22 protein-coding genes are annotated in these 21,785 nt (G+C 63.3%); 14 read left to right on the top strand and 8 right to left on the bottom strand.

The features are described 5' to 3' along the window. Positions 1-2: 2 nt before the first annotated feature. A complete protein-coding gene (locus LSQ66_RS19260) occupies positions 3-2,705 on the top strand; it encodes a type II secretion system protein GspD (RefSeq protein WP_231766800.1) in 2,703 nt (900 codons plus the stop codon). Here the strand turns inward: LSQ66_RS19260 and LSQ66_RS19255 are convergent. Then, positions 2,678-3,799: an NADH:flavin oxidoreductase gene (locus LSQ66_RS19255; RefSeq protein WP_307730228.1), complete on the bottom strand. Its 1,122-nt coding sequence runs from the start codon at positions 3,797-3,799 to the stop codon at positions 2,678-2,680. The two genes, LSQ66_RS19260 and LSQ66_RS19255, sit on opposite strands and share 28 nt — an antisense overlap. 92 nt (positions 3,800-3,891) lie before the next feature. Next, positions 3,892-4,692 (bottom strand): alpha/beta fold hydrolase, encoded by an 801-nt coding sequence (locus tag LSQ66_RS19250; protein ID WP_231766799.1) that lies wholly within the window; start codon positions 4,690-4,692, stop codon positions 3,892-3,894. A 96-nt stretch (positions 4,693-4,788) separates the two neighbouring features. Here LSQ66_RS19250 and LSQ66_RS19245 point away from each other — a divergent pair, with 96 nt between their 5' ends. Continuing rightward, positions 4,789-5,673, top strand: coding sequence for a LysR family transcriptional regulator (locus tag LSQ66_RS19245; protein WP_231766798.1), 885 nt, complete (start codon positions 4,789-4,791; stop codon positions 5,671-5,673). A 93-nt stretch (positions 5,674-5,766) separates the two neighbouring features. Further along, positions 5,767-6,642, top strand: coding sequence for a PhzF family phenazine biosynthesis protein (locus tag LSQ66_RS19240; RefSeq protein ID WP_231766797.1), 876 nt, complete (start codon positions 5,767-5,769; stop codon positions 6,640-6,642). Here the strand turns inward: LSQ66_RS19240 and LSQ66_RS19235 are convergent. Then, positions 6,627-7,142 (bottom strand): hypothetical protein, encoded by a 516-nt coding sequence (locus LSQ66_RS19235; protein WP_231766796.1) that lies wholly within the window; start codon positions 7,140-7,142, stop codon positions 6,627-6,629. The genes LSQ66_RS19240 and LSQ66_RS19235 overlap by 16 nt on opposite strands. 125 nt (positions 7,143-7,267) lie before the next feature. On the opposite strand from LSQ66_RS19235, the gene LSQ66_RS19230 reads away from it, so the two are divergent. The 3 genes from LSQ66_RS19230 (at position 7,268) to LSQ66_RS19220 (ending at position 9,593) form a co-directional block, all read left to right on the top strand. After that, positions 7,268-8,113 carry a glycoside hydrolase family 25 protein gene (locus tag LSQ66_RS19230; RefSeq protein WP_231766795.1) on the top strand — a complete coding sequence of 282 codons (846 nt, stop codon included), beginning with the start codon at positions 7,268-7,270 and terminating at the stop codon, positions 8,111-8,113. A gap of 11 nt (positions 8,114-8,124) precedes the next feature. Further along, positions 8,125-9,024: a hypothetical protein gene (locus tag LSQ66_RS19225; protein ID WP_231766794.1), complete on the top strand. Its 900-nt coding sequence runs from the start codon at positions 8,125-8,127 to the stop codon at positions 9,022-9,024. A 173-nt stretch (positions 9,025-9,197) separates the two neighbouring features. Further along, on the top strand, positions 9,198-9,593 hold the full coding sequence (locus tag LSQ66_RS19220) for a VOC family protein (RefSeq protein WP_231766793.1): 396 nt from the start codon (positions 9,198-9,200) through the stop codon (positions 9,591-9,593). Here the strand turns inward: LSQ66_RS19220 and LSQ66_RS19215 are convergent. Beyond that, positions 9,586-11,238, bottom strand: coding sequence for a methyl-accepting chemotaxis protein (locus LSQ66_RS19215; protein ID WP_269449105.1), 1,653 nt, complete (start codon positions 11,236-11,238; stop codon positions 9,586-9,588). The genes LSQ66_RS19220 and LSQ66_RS19215 overlap by 8 nt on opposite strands. A gap of 282 nt (positions 11,239-11,520) precedes the next feature. Here LSQ66_RS19215 and LSQ66_RS19210 point away from each other — a divergent pair, with 282 nt between their 5' ends. The 5 genes from LSQ66_RS19210 to LSQ66_RS19190 all read left to right on the top strand — a co-directional run bounded on the left by LSQ66_RS19210 (position 11,521) and on the right by LSQ66_RS19190 (position 15,472). After that, positions 11,521-12,156: a TetR/AcrR family transcriptional regulator gene (locus LSQ66_RS19210; protein WP_231766792.1), complete on the top strand. Its 636-nt coding sequence runs from the start codon at positions 11,521-11,523 to the stop codon at positions 12,154-12,156. A gap of 141 nt (positions 12,157-12,297) precedes the next feature. Next, entirely contained in the window at positions 12,298-12,951 is a 654-nt protein-coding gene (locus LSQ66_RS19205; RefSeq protein WP_231766791.1) for a protein-L-isoaspartate O-methyltransferase family protein, read from the top strand. 11 nt (positions 12,952-12,962) lie between these two features. Then, entirely contained in the window at positions 12,963-13,286 is a 324-nt protein-coding gene (locus tag LSQ66_RS19200; RefSeq protein WP_231766790.1) for a rhodanese-like domain-containing protein, read from the top strand. Between the two features lie 66 nt (positions 13,287-13,352). After that, complete coding sequence (locus LSQ66_RS19195) at positions 13,353-14,696, top strand: TolC family outer membrane protein (RefSeq protein WP_231766789.1); 1,344 nt, start codon at positions 13,353-13,355, stop codon at positions 14,694-14,696. Positions 14,697-14,728: 32 nt separating this feature from the next. Continuing rightward, the gene (locus LSQ66_RS19190; protein WP_231766788.1) at positions 14,729-15,472 is read left to right on the top strand and encodes a hypothetical protein; all 744 of its coding nucleotides are present in this window, start codon (positions 14,729-14,731) and stop codon (positions 15,470-15,472) included. Between the two features lie 48 nt (positions 15,473-15,520). Here LSQ66_RS19190 and gloA read toward each other — a convergent pair whose 3' ends face one another. Genes gloA through LSQ66_RS19175 form a run of 3 tightly spaced genes read right to left on the bottom strand, consistent with a single transcriptional unit; the run spans position 15,521 to position 17,557 of the window. After that, positions 15,521-15,931 (bottom strand): lactoylglutathione lyase, encoded by a 411-nt coding sequence (gene gloA, locus LSQ66_RS19185; RefSeq protein ID WP_231766787.1) that lies wholly within the window; start codon positions 15,929-15,931, stop codon positions 15,521-15,523. Between the two features lie 42 nt (positions 15,932-15,973). After that, on the bottom strand, positions 15,974-17,287 hold the full coding sequence (locus tag LSQ66_RS19180) for a PQQ-dependent sugar dehydrogenase (RefSeq protein WP_231766786.1): 1,314 nt from the start codon (positions 17,285-17,287) through the stop codon (positions 15,974-15,976). Positions 17,288-17,296: 9 nt separating this feature from the next. Next, positions 17,297-17,557 (bottom strand): hypothetical protein, encoded by a 261-nt coding sequence (locus tag LSQ66_RS19175; protein ID WP_231766785.1) that lies wholly within the window; start codon positions 17,555-17,557, stop codon positions 17,297-17,299. Positions 17,558-17,711: 154 nt separating this feature from the next. Here LSQ66_RS19175 and LSQ66_RS19170 point away from each other — a divergent pair, with 154 nt between their 5' ends. Then, on the top strand, positions 17,712-18,614 hold the full coding sequence (locus tag LSQ66_RS19170) for a DUF3667 domain-containing protein (protein ID WP_231766784.1): 903 nt from the start codon (positions 17,712-17,714) through the stop codon (positions 18,612-18,614). A gap of 6 nt (positions 18,615-18,620) precedes the next feature. On the opposite strand, the gene LSQ66_RS19165 is transcribed toward LSQ66_RS19170, so the two are convergent. Beyond that, the gene (locus LSQ66_RS19165; protein WP_231766783.1) at positions 18,621-18,986 is read right to left on the bottom strand and encodes a VOC family protein; all 366 of its coding nucleotides are present in this window, start codon (positions 18,984-18,986) and stop codon (positions 18,621-18,623) included. 168 nt (positions 18,987-19,154) lie between these two features. Here LSQ66_RS19165 and LSQ66_RS19160 point away from each other — a divergent pair, with 168 nt between their 5' ends. Together LSQ66_RS19160 and recN are read left to right on the top strand one after the other, a co-directional pair. After that, positions 19,155-20,054: an NAD kinase gene (locus LSQ66_RS19160; RefSeq protein WP_231766782.1), complete on the top strand. Its 900-nt coding sequence runs from the start codon at positions 19,155-19,157 to the stop codon at positions 20,052-20,054. Positions 20,055-20,063: 9 nt separating this feature from the next. Then, complete coding sequence (recN, locus tag LSQ66_RS19155; RefSeq protein ID WP_231766781.1) at positions 20,064-21,716, top strand: DNA repair protein RecN; 1,653 nt, start codon at positions 20,064-20,066, stop codon at positions 21,714-21,716. Positions 21,717-21,785 lie beyond the last annotated feature (69 nt).

The following is a 21,785-nucleotide window of genomic DNA, read 5'->3' as shown; positions in this document are numbered from 1 at the left end:
CGATGCGCCGTGCCCTGTTCCTGCTGTCGCTGATCGTCCTGCCCGTGCTGGCGCAGTCTCCGCCAGCCGCGCCTGCGGGAGCTCCGGCGCCTGCGGCGCACGGCCCGGCCCTGGGTGCGACGGGACGCCTCATCCCGCTGTCGCGCATTCCCGAAACCCAGATCCGCGAGCTGATCGCGGATCTGGTGAACTACCTCGAAGCGACGCAGGACCTGTACCGCATCGGCGGCGCGCCCGCTAACGCGACGCCCCTGCCGGACAAGGTGAAGGGGCTGGTCAATCTCGGCTACGACCGCGAGCCGGGCGTGGCGGCGCTGCGCATCGGCTACGTGATCATGCCGCGCCGCATACCGCAGCTGTGGATCGAAGGTTCGGCCGCCATGCAGTTCGAGGACGCACTGCGCCGCGTGCTGGACGAGCGCTCGCAAACACGCTCGAACCTGCGCCTGCGCGAACTCGAATCCCAGATCATCCACCTGAGCTACATCGATGCGGACGACGCGCTCTTTGCCTTGCGCGCCATGGGCTATTCGGCCATCACGGATGACAGCTCGCCGCTGGCCGACGACGTATCCAGTCCGGACATGGTGGAGGTGCCGTCCTATGCGCCAGCAGGCGGTTCGCAGTACGCCATGGGCGGTGGCAATACCTCCTATCCCAATTCCGTCGGCGCGGCGCCTGCCACGAACGGCGTGACCTCCTATGGCGGCGGTGGCTATGGCCAGTATCCCGGCAACGACCAGGCCTCCTCGAAATTCAAGCCGCTGAAGAACCTGCCGAAAAGCATAGGCATGGACAAGTTGCCGCTGGTGATCCGCATGCCGAATCCCGAGCGCAAGGAAACCGGCCTGGTTGGCGCCGTGGAGGGCGCCAACAACCAGGCTTCGCGCGATCAGCTGGGCATGACGAACATCCTGCCCAATGCCGCATCCGACTTGTCGCAGACTGTGGCCAACGGCATCAACGAGCTGCTGGTGCTCTATCACCCCGATTCGCCCGAACAGTTCCAGCGCCTGCGCCACCTGATAGAAACCACCATCGACCGGCCTGCGCGCCAGGTCTATATCGAAGGCCTTGTCCTCGAAATCAACAGCGACTCGCTGCGCGACCTCGGCGTGCAGTGGTCCGGCAAGCGGGGCAAGTACGGTCTGAGCCTCGGCACGCTCACGCCCCTGGGTAACGGCGGCTCGGCCCTCACGGCCACCCAGAACTCGCTGCAGAATGTGAACCCCATTGAGGTTCTGAACCGCATCAACGCCCTGGTGCAGGCCAACAAGGCGGAAGTGCTCTCGCGGCCCAGCGTCATGACCATCGACAACCGGCAGGCCACAATCCGCATCGGCACCGATATTCCCATCGCCACCAGCATCGACTCGGGCAATGGCAGCGGCGGCGGGCGCGTCTCCTTCAGCTTCCAGTACATCCCCACGGGCATCCTGCTGAACGTGCGGCCCCGCATCAACGAGAACGGCAGCGAAGTGAGCATGCTGATCGACGCCACGGTGTCGGCCTCCGTTCCAAACCAGGACCTGAAGGTGCTGGACTCAGAAACCAATGCGGTGCTGGCCTCGGCGCCTACGATTTCCACGCGGCGCGTGCAGACCTACGCGCGTATCCGCGACAATATGCCCCTCATTATCGGTGGGCTGGTGAGCCGCAACAACAGCCTCAGTTCCGACAAGGTGCCCGGCGTGGGCGAGGTGCCGGTGCTCGGGAAGCTGTTCGGCCACGAAGGCACCATCGACAACCGGCGCGAGGTGGTGGTGGTGCTCACGCCATCCGTTGTCACGGAAGACATTCACCAGACCAAGGCGCAGTACCCAAAGGACGACGACCGCTTCGACCTGTCGGACACGAACCTGATGCGCGAGCATTTCCGCATCCAGGCTGAGGACATGGTGGACGCGCAGTTCATTCTCGGGAATCCGCGTTTCGCGCATTACCGCGACGCCGTCACGCAGGTGGTACGCCGCCAGCCAGGCCTGGCGCAGCAGGCGCCGTTCTCCGCCTTTGTCAACGACAGGGTGCCGGGTGAGTTCATCTTCGTGTCCGGGCTGATCGACCGGCTGCTCATGCGCCACAAGGAGGCGGGCGAAAACCTGGATATCAACCGGCTGATCTTCTTCGAAGGCCTGCGCGGCTCCGATTTCCATCCCCAGTCGCTGGGCGGCCTGATGGCGGCCATGGGCGACGGCCGCGATCCCATGAGTTTCTTCGCGAAGAACAAGGGCAAGGCGCTGGCGCTGACCTTCCGTCCCATTGCGGGAACGGATGTGGCGGACATGTTCGCAGAGCCGGTTCCCGAGATCAGCCTGATCGACTGCCCGGACAGGGAAACCTGGCGGCGCAAGCTGTGGGAGCTGAACCACCCGTCTTCCGGCACGCGCTTCACCATCCTGATTCAGGATGAAAGCGACCTGGCGCGGGTGCGGCTGGCCATCGCCCTGAAGAACACCATCATGGTGAACGGCAAGGAGCCCGGCATCACCTTCCACAACTTCCAGCCCGGCCGCATGGTGCAGATCCAGCGCGCGCAGCCAAGCTGGGAGCAGGCGCTGGAAGGCTCGGTTGCCCGCAACTTCTTCATCGGCGAGTTCTTCTATCCTTACTTCATCGAAGAACACGAGCGCATGATCCGCGAACTGGATACGGCGCTGCGCAGGCCGGAACTCAAGCCCTACCTGGACGGCGTCTCCTTCCCCTGACCGCCGATCTCGATATCCTTGATATCCGCAATCGGCGACAGAAGCCCGGAATCGAAGGCCGCGAGCGCGGCGCCGCCGGACAGCAGGGCAGGCAGGCCGGGATTGGCGAGAGCGCTGCGGCCCATGGCGACAAGGTCCGCGCCTGCGGCAATTGCCTCCGCGCCGCGGCAGCTCTCGTGCAGGCTGCCGTTGGCTATGAGCGCGACGCCAGGCGCATATCGCCGTGCGAGCTCCAGGAGACTCGGGCCATCCGTGCCGAACGCCGGTTTCCAGGCTTCGAATTCCGTAACGTGGATATAGTCGGCGCCCGCGGCGGCGAGTGCGCTGAAGACGATCCTCGCGTCGTCCTCTTCCCCTGCCCATTTATGTGAAAAATCGTTCACCTTCGCCTGCGAAATGCGGATTCCTACCGGAGCCCGATGCCCAAGGGCTTCGCGCACGGCGCCGAGGACCAGTGTGTGTAGTCGGATACGGTTCTCCGTGTTGCCGCCCCACTGGTCCTCGCGCAGGTTCGTGTGCCGGGTGAGGAACTGGTCCAGGAGATAGCCGTTGGCGCCGTGTATCTCGACGCCATCGAAACCCGCATCCATTGCCCGCTGGGCGGAATGCGCAAAGCCTGCGGCGGCTTCCTCGATGTCCTCCTGCCTCATCTCGCGCGGCACCGGGTACGGGCCGCTGCCGCGATAGAACTTCATCTGCTCGCCTTTCGGCTGCACGGCTGAAGGCCCCGCGGTGTGGCCGCGGAAGCGGTTGCCCTGAGCCAGTGCGCCAGCGTGCATCAATTGGGCGACGATCTTACCGCCCGCCGCGTGCACGGCATCGACCACTGGGCGCCAGGATTCCGCTTGCTCAGCGCTGCTGATCCCCGGCTGGAACAGATAGCCCTGCGAATATGCCTGGTCCGTGTACATCCCTTCCGTGATGACCAGGCCGAAACCGCCTTCAGCGAAGCGGCGGTAGTAGCGTGCCATGCGTTCGGTGGCATGGCCATCTTCCGTCGCGCTGACACGGGTCATCGGTGCGACGGCGAGGCGGTTGCGCAGCCCGAGCTGCTTGATGCCGGTGGGCGAGAACAGGATCCCTGGCTCCATCATGCTTTCCTTTATGAGTGAGTTCATGAAAACCATTATGGGGAGCCGTCGTTCGCGCCACAAACGATGAATACTCACTTCCCGGATGAGAAAAACTAATCCTTTCGCTCCGCGCTGAGGAAGCGGAGAACATGCTCCATGTACTCACGCGGGGACTCCACGTTCGGGAGGTGGACGGTTGGCAGCATCACCAGTTCCGCGCCCGGTATCGCTGCGGCGATTTCCCTGCTGTGCTCCGGCAGCGTGACCGTGTCGTAGTCTCCGCCGATCACCAGCGTCGGGCGCCGGATGAGACAAAGGATGTTGCGCAAGTCGGCATCGCGCACGGCGGCAAAGGATCCGGCCAGTCCCCGCGGCGGGGTACGCAGGATCATCGAGCGGAAGCGCTGTATCGTGGCGCCGTTTTCCTCCCGCATCGCAGCGGGAAACCAGTTCGCCAGGAAGCTTTCCGCGGCCGCCACCATGGCGTTTTCCTGACCCAGCCCGGCGATCCGCGCGTCGAAGAACGAGGCCGGGCTCAGATGCGGCGCCGTGTTACTGAGGACAAGGCGATCGATGCGTTCCGGCGCGTGCACGCCGAGCCATTCGCCGATGAAGCCGCCCAGGGACAGGCCCAGGAAGTGGGCCCGGGCGATTCCCAGGTAGTCCATCAGCGCAAGCACATCGAGCCCCAGGCGTTCGACCGAGTAGGCGCCGGGTGGCGCATCGGAGCCGCCATGGCCGCGCGTGTCGTAGCGCACAAGGTAGAAATGCCGGGTGAGTTCATCGAGGTTGTCGTCCCACATGGTGTGGTCCGTGGCAATCGAGTTCGAGAGAATCAGCGGCGGTTTCGCCGGATCGCCGTCCAGGCGGTAAGCCAATCGTGTTCCGTCGCCGAGCAAGAGTGTGGTGGTCATGGAATTCTCCGGTGCTTGATAGGAGAGCCCATCGTACGAGCGCCCGCGGAGGAATGAAATTACAATGTTTAGATCGTCATTGTAAGAAGAATGAACATGCACGACTTCACCCTGCAGGAGCTCCAGTGTTTCGACGCCGTGGCCACCCATGGCGGTTTCGAGGCGGCGGCACAGGCCTTGCACCGTACGCATCCCGCAGTGTTTGCGGCCGTCGCGAAGCTGGAGCGCCGGCTGGGCATCGGCCTCTTCGACCGCACCGGATACCGCGTGCGGCTTACGGACGAAGGCCGCGCTTTCCATGCCAGGGCCCGCACGCTGCTGCAGGAGATGCGGAGCTTGCGCCGTTTTGCAGCGCAACTGGCGCTTGGGCAGGAAAGCGAGTTGCGTGTCGTGATCGGGGATTTCTGCCCACCCCGGCCGGTGCTGGGCATGCTCAGTAACTTTTTCGCCCGGTATCCCGAAACGCGGCTGCATCTGTCGCTGGAGGCGGTGGGCGGACCCGTGGAGCGCCTGCTGGATGGCGAAGCGGATTTGATCATCCACGGCATCAACAAGCGCGATCCGGCACTCGAATGGATCGACCTGGGCAAGGTCCGCTTTGTGCCGGTGGCGGCGCCCGGCCTTGTGCCGAAGGTCCACACCAAGCTCCGCCCGGAACAGCTGCGCTCCCGCACGCAGGCGGTTATCCGCGACACGGCGCGCCATTCGGCGCCGCAGGAGCACTTCCTGGTCGAAGGCGCGCACCAGTGCACGGTGCCGGACCACTCCACCAAGAAGGAAGTGATTCTCCAGGGACTGGCCTGGGGCCATCTGCCCGGGTTTCTTGTGGAAGAGGAGTTGCGCGCCGGGAGTCTGGTTTCCCTCGCCGGAAAGCATTTTCCCGGCAGCGTGGAGGACCTCGTCGCCGCGCGCCGCGCCGATCTGCCGCATGGCCCTGTCGCGCAGGCGCTGTGGAATCATATCCAGGACCGCCGCGCCTGAACCGCTGTATATCCGGCGGCGGCAGTACTGTACCGTCCAAAAACCGGCAAACTGTAGCGGTCGGCGATACCGCAGCGGAGATACACTGGAGCCATGACACGCCTGCCATTCAAGACAATCGACGTTTTCACTTCCGTGCCGTTCAAGGGCAACCCCGTTGCGGTGGTGCTGGACGCGCGCGGCCTCTCGGCGGAACAGATGCAGCAGATCGCGCGCTGGACCAACCTGTCCGAGACAACCTTCGTCATCCCGCCGACGGTGGCGGGTGCGGACTACCGCTTACGCATCTTCACGCCCGGCGCGGAACTGCCGTTCGCGGGCCATCCCACTGTCGGCACGGCGCATGCGCTGCTGGAGGCCGGCGTGATCCGGCCGAAGGGCGGCGTCGTGGTCCAGGAGTGCGGAACGGGGCTCGTGAAGCTGAAGATCGAGCAGGGGAACGATGGAAGGCAATGGATCTCGTTCGAGCTTCCAGCGCCGAAGATCACGCCTCTCGATGGGGAGCAGCGGCAGGAACTGGAGGCGATTCTCGGCGCACCGCTCGAACGCGGCTCGGCGCCTTGCCTGATAGACGTCGGCGCCCGCTGGGTGATTGCGCGCCTGCCGACCGCCCGGGCGGTTCTGGATGCAGAGCCGGACCTGAACCGGATGAAGCTGGCGGACCAGAAGGGCAGGCACACGGGCGTGGTGATCTTCGGCAGGCATGGCCCGGACAAGCAGGCGCTGATCGAAGTGCGGGCCTTCGCTCCGGCCCATGGCATCAATGAAGATCCGGTGTGCGGAAGCGGCAATGGCGCGGTTGCAGCCTACCTGCGGCATACCGCGCAGGCGGAGTTCGAAAGCGTTTTCCTGGCCACCCAGGGCCAGAAGCTTGGACGCGCAGGCGTGCTGCGGCTCTCCATCTCGCCCGACGCGATCCACGTGGGCGGCAATGCGGTGACTTGCGTGGACGGCTACCTGGCGCTGTGATCCAGCCGTTCGAGCAGCAAGCGATGCATTGCGCCCAGTTCGGCGTTCAGCTCCTCATGGCGTGCGACGAGGGCGTCCAGAAGATTCTGCTCTTTCCTTGATCCGGCGAGCTCGCCTTGCTCGATCAGCAGGGCGTAGCGCACCTCCGCCTGATTCTTTTCCCAGTCTGTGGCGTGAATGGCGAGATCGATACGCGCCAGATCCGCCTGCAACTGCACCGCTTCCTGCGCTGACAGGGCCCCCTCGCGTTCGGATTCTGCGATCACCCTTCCCAGCCGGCTGCGCGCCCGCGTATGCGCGCAGGAGAGCTGCCCCTCACGCACTGCCTTCGAGCACAAGCCCACCCTCACGATATCGGGAACATTCTCCGCCTCCTCGCCGCGCCGCCGGATGCCGTGCGCATCGATCACCACCCGTTCATGTACCAGGCGGCACGATGTGGCGCGCAGCGACGCAAGCTCTTCACGCAAAGCGGTCAGGATGTCGGACGGCGTGTTCATGGCCGCAGGATACCCGCAGCTCTCGTGGCGCACAACGGCAGCCTTTAACTATTTGCAACTTTCCCATCGACTGTTCTACAATTTTCGCAGCGACTTTTGGTATATCTGAACATAAAAGGGGCAGCATGCTTGCAAAACTAGACGATATGCCTGAGTGGCTGTACCGCGTGCTCAAGGCCATTCTCCTCATCGGCCTTGTGACGCCGGTTGTTCTCTGGGCCATGCAGTACAAGGGAGTCGCAGCCAATGCGGCGGCGGCATCGGTCCGCGACATCAAGCAGGACCTTGCGCGCATCGCCTCGCCGGTGAAGACGGTCGAACCGGTTCCTGCGAATGCTGGCGTGGATACGCTGAAGGGCATCGATGTGTCGCACTACCAGCAGAACATCGACTGGAGCAAGGTTGCTGGTGCGGGAGTCGTTTTCGCCTATGCCAAGGCGACCGGCGGGAGCAGCTTTGTCGATCCCGCGTTCAGCCGCAACTGGCAATCGATGCGCGAAGCGGGCCTGTACCGCGGGGCCTACCATTTCTTCCTCGCCGGGGACGATCCCAAGGTGCAGGCCGAGCAGTTCATCAAGACTATTGGCAAGCTGCGCCGCAAGGATCTGCCGCCGATGCTCGACGTCGAAACGGATGACGATACCGACATCGAGACCCTGCAGGAACGCGCCCTCGTGTGGCTGCAGACGGTGGAGAAGAGCACTGGCCGCACGCCGGTCGTTTACACCGACAATGGCTTCGCCGACAAGGTGCTTACCGATCCGCGCTTTGCCCGCTACCCCTTCTGGATCGCGGATTACGCAGGCTCGGTCAGCGGCGTTCCCAATCCATGGGAAAAGCGCGGCTGGCAGTTCTGGCAGTACGAGGACAGCGGAAGCGTGGCAGGCATCACGGGCGAAGTGGACCTGGACAAGTTCCAGGGCACTCTGGCCGACCTGCGGGCATTTGTCGAAAAATCCCACGTGAAATGAAGGGGCCACACATGGAACTTGCGAAGACGGAAGCGGACCTGCACGCGCCGGACATGGAAGAGGCGGCGCCCGGGCTGCGGGCGAGCCGCACGCGCCACTTGCTGGTCCTGGGTGTGCTGGCGCTGCTGGCCTTCATGGCCTTCAAGGGCGTATTCACCAGCATTCTCGATGGCGCGGTTGGCAGCCATATCGAGCAGGTCAACCGCCAATACCTGCAAGCGGCCGACCGCAGCACCACGCAGCTCCTGGAAGTGCTCAGCGCCGCGAAGGTCGCGCTGGCTATCCTTACCAGCAGCAAGGGGGGTATTTCCTTCTTCATCGACATCGAAGTGCAACTGGGCCAGTCGCTGAGCGCCATCTACGAAACGGTGAACTATGCCTGGATGTTCACCCTGGCCTCGCTGGCCGCAACCAAGATCCTGGACCTGCTGCTGGACGTCAGCAGGATATCGATGGCTCCCGTCCTCATGCTGTTCTTCTGCTGCACGGGCTTGTGGTACGGCCTGCGCAGCCGGTTCCCCGCTGCCGCTTCGGCTTTCTCGGGAGCGGCGGGTTCCCTGCTCTTTGCTGTGGTGCTGGTGCATGGCCTCGTGCCGCTGTCCATTTACGGTACGGCCGTCGCAAGCCAGCACGTTTTCCAGCCTCGGAAGAATGAGGTCTACCAGCGCTTCGCTTCCGTGCAGGCGCTGCTGCCGCAGCCGGACGCGCCATCCAATCTGAACAGCCAGGTCAAGAAAAGCATCACCTACTATCAGCAGTCCTCGCTGCCAAGGAGCGCGGGACTGCTCTCGGACGTTACCGCCCGCCACATCGTCGGGGCGGTCGCGGAATATGTGCTGGTGCCGCTTGGGCTGCTCTACGCCCTGTCGGCCCTCGCCCTGCAGGTGATCCGCCGGCTCTGGCCAAAATAGGGAGGGCTGGCTATCTGGGCTCGGCTGCGCTAGACTCGCCGCTACCGTTCAAACACAGGAAAGGAGGACATCGTGATTACTAACTCCCGCCGGGAAAACCACGAGCCCTGATTCCTGAATGTTGAAGACGTCGGGGCGCTCGGGGGGCAATCTCAATCAACCGAGGCGACTCAATGCAATTCATACCAACCATTTATCTGCCCGGCAGCTGTGCCGCTGCCATCTCGTTCTACCGTAACGCCATTGGCGCGCAACTCCTGTCGCAGCTGACAGCCGGCCCGGACAGCCAGAATCCAGGCGCCGAACCGAAGATCATCCGTGCCGCCATGCGCATCGGCGAAGGCGTGATCTATCTCTCCGAAGGCCATCATGCCGCGCCCGCTGCGTTCCAGGGCTTTTCCCTGGCCCTGAACGTGGCCGATCACGGAGAAGCGGAGCGCGCCATGCAGGCGCTTGCCGATGGTGGAACAGTGCAGTTCCCCCTGCGTAAAACGATGCTGGCCGACCCCTTCGGCAAAGTGATCGACCGCTTCGGCGTGCACTGGTCCGTGGAGGTTCCTGTCAGCTGACGGCGCGCAGATGGCCCGCATGCAGCGGCGGCCTTGGGGTGGCCGCTGCATGCGTTTTACGCGCGAAGTTCGGCGCCGAACCCTCCGCACGGATCTGGAACACGCTCACGGCGCGTACCAGGTTCCCCGCCTGATCGCGCAGCGATTCGGCTGCTGCCGCCGCTTCCTCCACCAGCGAGGCGTTCTGCTGCGTGACATTGTCCATTTCGCTGATCGCCCGGTTGATCTGTTCGATACCTGCGGACTGCTCCTGGCTCGCGCTCACGATCTCGCCAATGACATCGGTAACGCGCTTCACGCTGTTCACGACTTCGGACATGGTGGCTCCCGCATCGCTTGCGAGTTTCGCGCCCAGGCCCACGCGCTCCACCGAATTGTCGATCAGGGCCTTGATTTCCTTCGCCGCGCTGGCGCTGCGCTGGGCGAGATTGCGCACTTCGGCCGCCACCACGGCAAAGCCACGTCCCTGTTCTCCTGCCCGCGCCGCTTCCACCGCGGCATTGAGCGCGAGGATATTCGTCTGGAAGGCGATGCCGTCGATGACGCCGATGATGTCGACGATCTTGCGAGACGCTTCGCTGATGGAGTCCATGGTGCCCACCACCTGCGAGACAACGGCCCCGCCCTTGGCCGCGATGTCGGAAGCGGTGATGGCCAGTTCGTTGGCCTGGCGTGCATTCTCGGCATTCTGACGCACGGTGGACGTCAGTTCCTCCATGGAGGACGCAGTCTCCTCCAGGGCGCTCGCCTGCTGTTCGGTCCTGCTCGAAAGATCGCTGTTACCGGAGGAGATTTCGGATGCCGCGGTGGACACCGTTTCCGAGTCGTGCCGGACGGACGAGACCACGCCGGACAGCGAGGACTGCATGCGCTCCACCGCCGCCAGAATGCTGCGCGTATCGTTCGGCTGCACATTGAGTTCGCCGGTCAGGTCGCCGCTGGCAACCTTGGCCACGGCCTCGCACAGTACCATCGGTTCTGCGCCCAGGGCCTTCAGCAGGCTGCGCGAGATCAGGACTCCGGCGGCTACGGCCAGCGCGGTGGCGAGGGCGCTGAGGAGGATAAGCATGTTCCTGTCTGCGGCGGAGTTCTCCTCGGCTTCCTTGATCATCGTTGCGGAGCGCTGGGCGGTAGCTTGCGCATACTCGTTCGATGCGGCCACCAATGCCGCGAGGAGGGGACGGCACTCGTTGTTCATCTTGAGCACCGCCTCATCCTTCCTGCCCTGGAGGGCAAGGTCCACAATGGCCAGCGCGACGGGCGAATACCGCTTTTCGATCTCTTCAATCCTGTCGATCATGCGCCGCACTTCATCGGTTGCGGAGGGATGCCTGGCCAGCTCCTTGAGCTTGCGCAGATGGGACACCACGTCATCCTGCGCCTGGAGGACGATCTTCTTCTCCAAATCGCGATCCGCCGGCGTGGTCACAAGCACGAGATTCCGTGCCGCGACTCCCCGCATGCCGACCGCCTCCAGCATGGAATGCGCTTCCTCGGAACGGGCGCGGATGCCCTCCACATAGTTCTCGAAGTTCGCTGCTTGCCTGGAAATGCCGGTAATCGCCAGGACGGCGATTCCTGCCAGCAAGGCCACGATGCCGCCGAAGGCGACGGTAAGCTGAGCACGTACAGACAGTTTATTCACGATGTTCTCCTAGTTTTAATCTCGCCTGTTGCCTGCGCACGCCTGGTGGGCCGCGGAGGATCAGATTGGATGGTTGGCACAGGGGATAGGTGCTAGGTCCAACGAAATAAATTATTTGGTTATTTCGTTTTATTCGTTAAATTCAGTTTCTCACGAAAAATCACCAAAATCCACAACAGATTGTTTTTCTGTTGTGTTGACGCCCGGTAGCGTTGCTTGACCTTGCTGCAATGCAGGCTTATCATTAATGACTGACAAGTAAGTTACTAGTATTCGATTTTTATGCAATCCGAAACCAAGCCGCGCTGGGAGCGCCGCAAGGACGCACGGCCCCAGGAATTGCTGGCCGCCGCGCTGGAGCTCTTCGTGGACCGCGGCTTCGCCGCCACCCGTCTGGAGGATGTGGCGCGCCGCGCCGGGGTCTCCAAGGGCACCTTATATCTGTACTTTGAAAACAAGCAGGAGCTGTTCAAGGCCGTGGTGCGCGAGAATATCGTGCAGATCATCGGCAATACGGAGGACGAGTTCGCCACCGCCACCAATGTCAGCAGCGCCGAGCAGCTGCGCACCCTGCTCACCCGCTGGTGGCGCGAGTTCGGGGCCACCAGCGCCGCGGGGCTGGACAAGCTGATCATGGCCGAATCGGGCAATTTCCCCGAACTGGCCCAGTTCTATGGCGACGAGGTCATTGGCCGGGCCCACAGGCTGATCGGCGGTGTGCTGGCGCGCGGCATCGAGCGGGGCGAATTCGTGCCGCACGACCCGCAGGTGATGACGATGGTGCTGTGCGCCCCTGTTGTCATGCTGACCATGTGGACGCACAGCTTCTTCCCGTGCAACCACCAGGAAGTGGACCCGGACCGCTTCATGGACCACTTCCTGTCCATGATCCAGCGCGGCCTGAAGGCCCCCGATTAGCCGCTTTTTACGTAGTTCAGCCCCTTTAAACTGCAGACTGTCGCAATTTTCCTCTATGTCCAGTCATTATCGTTAATATGCCGTCCTGACCAGTTCAACGATAAAATGACGGATTCCCAATCCTTCACTGAGTCTTAAAAGATGAATATCGAACAAGCCCGTTTCAACATGATCGAACAGCAGATCCGTCCCTGGGATGTGCTGGACAAGGACGTCCTCGATCTGTTGCTGGTCGTGAAACGTGAGAATTTTGTGCCTGCCGCGTACAAGAATCTGGCCTTTGTCGACACCGAAATCCCCCTGCCGGGCGGCGAATCGATGATGACGCCAAAGCTGGAAGCGCGCATCGTGCAGGACGTGCAAGTCAAGAAGCACGAAAACGTGCTGCTGGTGGGCGCCGGTACGGGCTACCTGGCCGCGCTGCTGGCCTACCGCGCCCGCCACGTGACCGCCGTGGAGATTTCGCCCGAGCTGAAGACCATGGCGGAAGCGAACCTGGCGGCCAATGGCGTGAGCAATGTGACGGTGGAGCAGGGCAACGGCGCCCAGGGCTGGACCAAGGGCGCGCCCTTCGACGTGATCGTGTTTGCCGGTGCGCTGCCGGTGCTGCCGGAAGGCGTGCTGTCGCAGGTGAAGACGGGCGGGCGCATCCTGGCCATCATCGGCGAGTCGCCGGTCATGTCCGCGCACCTCATCACCCGCACGGGCGACAAGGGCTACGACACGAAGAAGCTGTTTGAAACCGATGTGAAGCAGCTGAGCGCGGCAGTTACGCCCTCGCACTTCACCTTCTGAGGCGGACGGGAATGCAGCACCTTACCGCCCCGGAACTGGCAGCCTGGCTGGGCGACGACAGCCGCGCCAAGCCTTTCCTGCTGGACGTGCGCGAACCGTGGGAGTTCGACACCTGCCATATCGCGGGCGCCCAGCTGATGCCGATGCAGACCATTCCGGCCCGCATCGACGACCTGGATGAAGATGCGGAGATTGTCTGCATCTGCCATCACGGCGCGCGCAGCCTGCAGGTGGCGGCCTTCCTGGAGCGGCATGGCTTCGGCAAGGTGAGCAACCTCACAGGCGGCGTGCATGCCTGGGCGCAGCAGGTGGACGACACCATGCCGCGCTACTAGGCGGAACAAGTTTTAGAAGTAGAAGAAGATCCTGAAAACTTTTTGACGACTCCAATGGAGATAGCAATGCAGAGACCCCTTATCGCCGTGCTGGTTGCCAGCGCCCTGTTTTCGCTCAACGCACAGGCGGCCGACCTGCTCCAGGTATACCAGCAGGCGCAGGCGAACGACGCAACCTTTGCCAGCGCGCGCAACGCGCTGACGGCTGGCCAGGAACGCATCACCCAGGGCCGTTCTCTGCTGCTGCCCACCGTGACCCTCTCCGGCCAGAACCTGCGCAACTACGGCGAGATGACGCCCTTTAACGTGGGCGAAGTGGTGATCGGCGACGGCGGCATCGGCGTCGTGGGCGTGCGCGACCAGGACAACCACACCAACCAGTACACCCTGGCGCTGACGCAGCCCCTGTTCCGCTGGGCGAACTACCAGCAGTATGAGCAGAGCAAACTGTCCCAGGCCCAGGCCGAAGCGCAGTTCGCGGCGGCCCAGCAGGACCTGATCCTGCGCGTCGCCCAGGCCTACTTCGATGTGCTGACCGCGCAGGACAACCTGACCGCGACCCAGGCGCAGAAGTCCGCCACCACCGAGCAGCTGGCATCGGCCAAGCGCAATTTCGAAGTCGGCACGCAGACCATCACCGACACGCACGAAGCCCAGGCGGCATATGACCTGGTTGTGGCGCAGGAGTTCGCCGCCATCAACGATCTCGAAGTGAAGCGCAACGCACTGCGCCAGATCATCGGCCAGGCGCCTGCCGGCCTGGCAGGCCTGCGCACCGGCGTGACCATTGCGCCGCCGGAGCCAGCCAACATCGAACCGTGGATCAGCGCGGCCGAAGACCAGAACTACGGCGTCACCGTGCAGAAGCTGGCGGTGGAAATCGCCAAGCGCGAAATCTCGCGCAACCGCGCGGGCCACATGCCCACGCTGGACCTGGTGGCGCAGAAGCAGCGCAACGCCATCAACACCGTTGGCACCACCAAGAACAACGCCATCGGCGTGAGCTGGAGTGTGCCGATCTTCAACGGCTTCCAGATCACCAGCAAGGTGCGCGAGTCCATCGCCCTGGAAGAGAAAGCGCGCAACGACCTGGAAGCGCAGAAGCGCGCCGCGGCGCAGACGGCACGCACCGCCTTCCTCGGCGTGAACACCGGCCTCTCGCAAGTGAAGGCGCTGGAAGCGGCGGAAGTATCGAGCAAATCCGCGCTCGATTCGAACAAGCTGGGCTACCAGGTGGGCGTGCGTATCAACATCGACGTGCTGAACGCGCAGCGCCAGCTGTACGCGACGCAGAAGGACCTGTCCAAGGCGCGCTACGACACCATCATGAACGGCCTGCGCCTGAAGGCGGCGGCCGGTACGCTGAAGGAAGCGGACCTGGCGCCAGTCAACGCGCTGCTGTCCAACTAAGCAAAACGCCGGCCCCGAGCCGGCGTTTTTTATTGCTGGCCGCTATTGGCCAAGCCAGCCGCTCATCATTCTCCAAGTTCGACAAATACATGCCGGGACAATTTGTGATTAAACGTCTAGCTTTGCTTTTCACTCTGGCTTTTATTTCTGGTCTCACCCAGGCTGCCGGCATGGACACACATTCCCAACGAGAGCATTCTCAGCCGACCAACTTTTCCTCTGCGACAGCATGGAGAGGAATGTATTTCATCGCCGTCACCAAGAAAAAACCGGGTGAAATCGATCTGTCGCAGGAGTTAATGAGCGGTTTGCTGTCTTCGATCAACGCACGTTCGGCGATTTACACGGGTGCGGCGATCGAACCTCAATATCTCATCAACGCCAAAGGCACTACAGCGTGGATCGGGATGTGGGCCTTCATTACACATGCGAATCCCGAGCTCCTGAAATCCTTGGGTAATGGTCCGGGACTGGCGTGGGTCACTCCCGCATGGATGAACAAGGCCTTCGGGAATCACATCAACTGGCCCGAGAAGATGCTGCGCTCCCATAAACTGGAATTAAGGGACTACAAGCTGGTGGCTATTCCCTTCCTGCTTCCCAACAACGGACTAGCCTTGAAAAATATGACGCAGTCAATCAAGGCGCCAGATGGAAGTGTGGAAGTGTTCGGTTTCCACGAATTCGATGAAACCAACCCGGAAGCGCTGCTCGTGGCACATGAAAGGGTCGCTCGGTTCATCGAGAAGGAAAGACCTGATCTTCTAAAACCCTGAGCGGCGATTCGATTCCATCGGGGACCGCCGTCTCGCGGGAACGACGGGTTAGCGTAGGCCGCTGCCTTCGCCGCCGAAGGAGCGCTCGATCAGTTCCACTTTGTAGCCGTCCGGGTCGGTGATGAAGGCGATGACCGTCGTGCCGCCTTTGACGGGGCCCGGTTCGCGTGTCACGTTGCCGCCGTTGGTCTTCACCGAAGCGCAGGTCTCAACGATGTTTTCGGTGGAGATGGCGATGTGGCCGTAGGCCGTGCCCATCTCGTAGCTTTCCACGCCGTAGTTGTAGGTCAGCTCCAGCTCCGCATGATCGGGATTGCTGCCGTAGCCGAGGAAGGCGAGGGTGTATTTGTATTCGGGATTGTCCGAGGTGCGCAGCAGCTTCATGCCGAGCACCTTGGTATAGAAGTCGATGGAGCGCTGCAGGTTCCCCACCCGCAGCATCGTGTGCAGGATGCGCATGTTCGTGTCTTTCGTTGGGCTGAAGACGCGATTGTATGCGACTTACTGCCGGTTCGCTGGCGTCACGCGCCAGATGGCATTGCCCACGTCGTCCGCCACCAGTAGCGCGCCGTCCTTGGCCACCGCAACGCCCACGGGACGTCCCTTGGCTTTGCCGTCCTGAGTGAGGAAGCCGCTCAGGATGTCCTGCGGGGGACCAGACGGTTTGCCGTCCGCGAAGGGGACGAAGATCACCTTGTAGCCGCTGTGCGGCTTGCGGTTCCAGGAGCCGTGCTGGCCGATGAAGGCGCCGCCGTGATAGGAAGTGGCAAACAGCTTGCCGTCGTAGAAGGCAAGGCCGAGAGAAGCAGTGTGCGCACCCAGAGCGTAATCGGGGACGATGGCTTTGGCGACGAGATCGGGACGCCCAGGTTCGGGGCGCTTGTCCACGTGCTGGCCGAAGTAGCTGTAGGGCCAGCCGTAGAAGCCGCCGTCTTTCACGGAGGTGAGATAGTCCGGCACCAGGTCGTTGCCCAGTTCATCGCGCTCGTTCACCACCGTCCACAGCGTTTTCGTTTTCGGTTCCCATGCCATGCCGTTGGGGTTGCGCAGGCCCGTTGCGAACAGACGCGACTTGCCGGTGGCGCGCTCCAGCTCCCAGATGGCGGCGCGGCCTTCCTCCTTCTCCATGCCGTTCTCGCCCACATTGCTGTTCGAGCCCACCGTCATGTAGAGGAATTTCCCGTCCGGGCTGGCGGTGATGTTCTTGGTCCAGTGGTGGTTCAGGGGGCCCGCGGGCAGGTCCATCACCTTCACGCCTGCTGCCGTGATCGAGGTCTGGCCTTCCTGGTAGGGGAAGCGCATCACCGAATCCGTGTTGGCGATATACAGGTCCTTGTCGATCAGCACCATGCCGAAGGGCGAGTTGAGGTTCTTGAGGAAGACGGTCTTCGTTTTCGCCATGCCGTTCGCGTCGATATCGCGCAGCAGCGTAATGCGGTTGGCGGACGGCGTGACGGCGCCCGCCTTCTTCATCTGGTGCTTCATGATCGCGCCCTTGATGCCCTTGCTGTCTTCCGGCTTGGGCGGCGCATTGGTTTCGGCCACCAGCACGTCGCCGTTCGGCAGCACGTAGAGCCAGCGCGGGTGGTCGAGGTTGCGCGCCATCGCCTCAACCAGGAAGCCTGCCGCCGCCGCCGGCTTTTCCTCGGCCTTGAACGGAGCGGTGGGCGCCACGTTCACGGTGGGGATCATCTTCTTGTCCGGCGCGGGCAGCACGGGATTGGGGCCGAAGCCCACCGCGTACTGCGAGGTGGCGGTCTGGGCGAGCACGGTGCCGCTGGCGAACAGGATGGCAAAGGCGGTGGCAGCTTTCATGGCGGTCTCTCAGTCGCGTTTGGTATTCGGCAGGGGATTGGCTTCTGCGTGGTTGCCAGGCGGCGCTTTCTGAATGCCCGGGGTTTCGCGCAGGTCGGTATCGACCAGGCCTTGTTCGATATCTTCCGCCGCCTGGCGGATCACGCTGCGCGGCTTCTGGTGCTGCAGCCCTTCCGGCGATTCGTCGCGTTCATGCGGCAGGCGCTTGCCGCCGGTGCGGTTGACCGGGGCGTTCGTGTTGACCCGGCGGTCCTTCTCGTTGGTTGCCATGATGCGGTCCTCCCAAAAACTTATCTGAAACACATCATATCCAAGGGAGCTCCGGCCGGTCGCCCGCTTGGACTGTTGGATTGTCGCCATTGTCATAGTGCATTTCTGGCATGAAATGGTTAGCATGGCGGATCGATTTCTCTGGGAACGAAAATTGAAACCTGCCATCGTCGAAACGGCCGTAGAGCCGATCGTTACCATCTGCCGCAACTGCAACGCCACCGCAGGGGGCAACTACTGCCACAACTGTGGGCAGGAGACCCGCCTGCATGCGCCGAGCTTCGGCGAATTCCTGCACGAGTTCGTGGGCCACTATGTGGCGCTGGAGGGAAGGCTGTGGGGCACCATCGGCCGCCTGCTGTTCCGGCCGGGCGCGCTCACCAATGAATACCTGGCGGGACGGCGCCGCCGTTTCGTCGAGCCGCTGCGGCTCTATCTCACGCTGAGCATCCTGTTCTTCGCTCTGTTCAAGTTCAGCGGCACGGCGCCGGTGCATGTGGGGGAAAAGGATGTGGACGTGAAGGTGGCCGCCTCCGTGCAGACTGAGGACGAGAAGGAGCGGGCCGAACGCAAGCACAAGAACCTGCAGGAGTTCAAATCCTCGGTGCCGGGCGGCCAGTATATGGAGGGTCTGGGCGAGGCCATCGACCGCTTCGACAACCTGAGCCCGGACGCCAAGACCCAGGTGCTGAAGGACGGCTTCTTCCGCTACGCACCCTATGCGATGTTCCTGCTGATGCCGCTATTTGCGGTCTATCTCAAGCTGCTCTACCTGGGCACGGGCCGCCGCTACGGCGAGCATCTGCTGTTCGCGCTGCACACCAACTCCTTCGCCTTCATCATGTTCGGCTCATTCCTCTACGTGCCGGACGGACTGGTGAAGACCGTGCTGGTGTTCTGGCTGCTGGGCTATCTGCCCTGGGCCATGCGGCGCGTGTACCAGAAGCGCTGGTTCGGCACCATCTGGCGCTGGCTGGTGCTGGCGCTGCTGCACACGCTGTCGCTTGGCTTCGGTGTTCTGGGCGCCCTGGGCATGGGCGTCGCCCTGGCGCACTAAGCGCGTTCAGCTCTTCGGCTGCCAGAGCTCGACCTTGTTGCCGTCCGGGTCGAGGAAGCGGCCGAAGCTGCCGTAGTCGTAGTCTTCGCGGGCGCCGAGCAGTTCGGCGCCGCCTGCCTGCACCTGCTTCAGGGCGCCGTCCAGATCGTCCACCACCAGGTTGAACATGAAGGGCTGGGAGGAGGGCGCGAAGTAGTCCGTGTCGTCCTTGAAGGCGCTGAACACGGTGCTGCCGCCGGGCGGCATGGCGGAGGGCTCGAAGGCCACGTAGTCCTCGCCGGGCAGGCCGAGGTGTTCGCTATACCAGCGCATCAGCGCCTTCGGGTCTTTCGATTTGAAGAAGATGCCGCCCAGTCCCAATACCTTTGCCATGTTGCCTCCCTGAGGTTGCCGCTCTTGCACCCTTGCCTGAGCGGTATTATACTGTGTAAACATACAGTGATTGCGGCGTACTGCCCAGTGGCGAGCGCGTAGCAATACGCCGCATTATGGGTTACCCTTCGGCGTGTCGCTACCCCCCAAACACCTGACGAGATTCCTATGTCCGCCACGCATGCCATGTACAAGACGATCGCGCTGGTTGTCCGGCCGAACACGGCGGGCATCGAGGACTCCGTGCAGAGCGTGCTCGATTTCCTGCGCGGGGCGGGCCACAGCGTGGTGTTCGAGACCGAAACGGCGGCCCACCTGAACATGCCGGACGTGCCCGCCATGAGCCCCCAGGGCATCGGCGAGAAATGCGATGTGGCGGTGGTGATGGGCGGCGACGGCACCATGCTCGGCATCGCGCGCCAGCTGGCGCCTTTCGAAGTGCCTCTCATCGGCATCAACCAGGGCCGGCTCGGCTTCATGACCGACATTCCGCAGGAGAGCATGCTGCCCGTGCTCGACAAGATCCTGCGCGGCGCGCACAAGGCCGAGCGCCGCACCCTGCTGGAAGGGCGCGTGCTGCGGGACGGGAAAGTCATCCACGTAGGCATGGCCGTGAACGACGTGGTGGTGTCGCGCGGCGCCGGCGCCGGCATGGCCGAACTGCGCGTGGATGTGGACGACCACTTCATGTACAACCAGCGCTCGGACGGTTTGATCGTGGCCACGCCTACCGGCTCCACGGCCTATGCGCTGTCGGCGGGCGGGCCGCTGCTGCATCCCACGCTGGGCGGCATTGTGCTGGTGCCCATTGCGCCGCATGCCCTGTCGAACCGGCCTATCGTGCTGCCCGATTCGAGCGAGATCGTCATCGAGATCAAGCGCGGGCGCGACATCACGCTCAACTTCGACATGCAGACCTTCGCCAGCCTCATGCCGCAAGACCGCATCCATATCCAGCGCTCGCCGCACACCATCACCTTCCTGCACCCGGAAGGCTGGAGCTACTACAACACCCTGCGCGAAAAACTGCACTGGAACGAATACCCATCAGGCGACGGAAAGATCTGAACTTCAAACATGCTGCGCACACTGTCCATCCGCGATTTCGTCATTGTCGACACCATTGAACTCGAATTCTCCGCTGGCTTCACCGTCTTCACGGGCGAAACGGGCGCCGGCAAATCCATCCTGATCGACGCGCTCACCCTCGCGCTGGGCGGGCGGGGCGACGCGAGCGTGGTGCGCGAGGGGGCGGCCAAGGCCGACATTACGGCCGATTTCGCGCTCACCCCGCAGGCCGAGGCCTGGCTGGCCGCGAATGAATTCGCGGTGGACGAAGGCGGCGCCCTGCTGCGCCGCGTGATCGACAACGCAGGCCGCTCCAAAGCCTTCATCAACGGCGTGGCGGCGACGGCGTCGCAGCTGCGCGAACTGGGCGACATGCTGGTCGATATCCACGGCCAGCACGCCCACCAGTCCCTGCTCAAAACGGATTCGCAGCGCGAGCTGCTGGACAGCCAGGCTGGCGCCGGCGCCAGCGTGAAGGAAGTGGGCGCGGCCTACAAGGCCTGGCGCGCGCTGGCGAAGCAACTGGAAGAGTTCGAGACCAATGCGGCCAACGTGCTGCTCGAACGCGAACGCCTCGAATGGCAGGTGGGAGAGCTGGACAAGCTGGCGCCGAAGGCGGGCGAATGGACCGAGATCGGCAATGAGCACAGCCGCCTGTCCCATGCGGCCAGCCTGATGGAAGGCGCGCAGGAGGCGCTGTCGGCCATTTCCGAATCGGACGACCATCCCATCGTTTCGCAGCTCTCGGCCCTGAACGGCAAGCTGGGCAAGCTGGTGTCGGTGGATGCCGAGCTCCAGCCGGTGGTGGACCTGATCGAATCGGCGCGCATCCAGCTGCAGGAATCGGCTTATGCGCTGAGCTCCTATCTGGACAAGGTGGAACTCGACCCCGAACGCCTGCGCCAGGTGGAAGGGCGCATGGAAGCGCTGCACTCCACGGCGCGCAAATTCCGCGTCGACCCGGAAGAACTCCCGGCCGAGCATGCGCGCCTGTCGGACAAGCTTGCGCAGCTGGCGGACGCCAGCGACATCGAGGGCCTGCGCCAGCAGGAAGCAAAGCTCAAGGCAGACTACATGGCCGCCGCGGGCAAGCTGAGCAAGGTGCGCGCGGCGGCCGCGAAGGCGCTGGGCGAAGCCGTCACGCACGCCATGCAGGACCTGAACATGACGGGCGGGCGCTTCGAAATCGCCCTGCATCCAGGCGAGCCGGGTGCGAAGGGCCTGGAGCAGGTGGAATTCCTGGTGGCGGGCCATGCCGGCGTGGCGCCGCGGCCGCTGGCCAAGGTAGCCTCGGGCGGCGAACTGGCCCGGATCTCGCTGGCGATCTCCGTCATCGCCTCGAACGCCACCACGGTGCCGACCCTCATCTTCGACGAAGTGGACAGCGGCATTGGCGGCGGGGTGGCCGAAGTGGTGGGGCGGCTGTTGAAGCGCCTGGGCCAGGAGCGGCAGGTACTGTGCGTGACGCACCTGCCGCAGGTGGCGAGCCAGGCAGGCAGCCACTTCCAGGTCGCCAAGAGCACGCTGGACAGCGGCAAGACGGCCTCCCGCATTGACATCCTCGACAGCAAAGCCCGGGTCGAAGAAATCGCCCGCATGCTGGGCGGCCTCGAAATCACCGCCACCACCCGCAAGCACGCCCGCGAACTCCTCGCCTCCTAACCGCGATACGACCGGTACGACTGAGCTCGTGTCCACTTCTGGTGCCAGGGAAGAAAAGTGGACACGGGC

Source organism: Massilia endophytica (assembly GCF_021165955.1).
In the GTDB taxonomy this organism is placed as follows: domain Bacteria; phylum Pseudomonadota; class Gammaproteobacteria; order Burkholderiales; family Burkholderiaceae_D; genus Rugamonas; species Rugamonas endophytica.
This window is presented reverse-complemented; position numbering and strand designations above follow the sequence as displayed.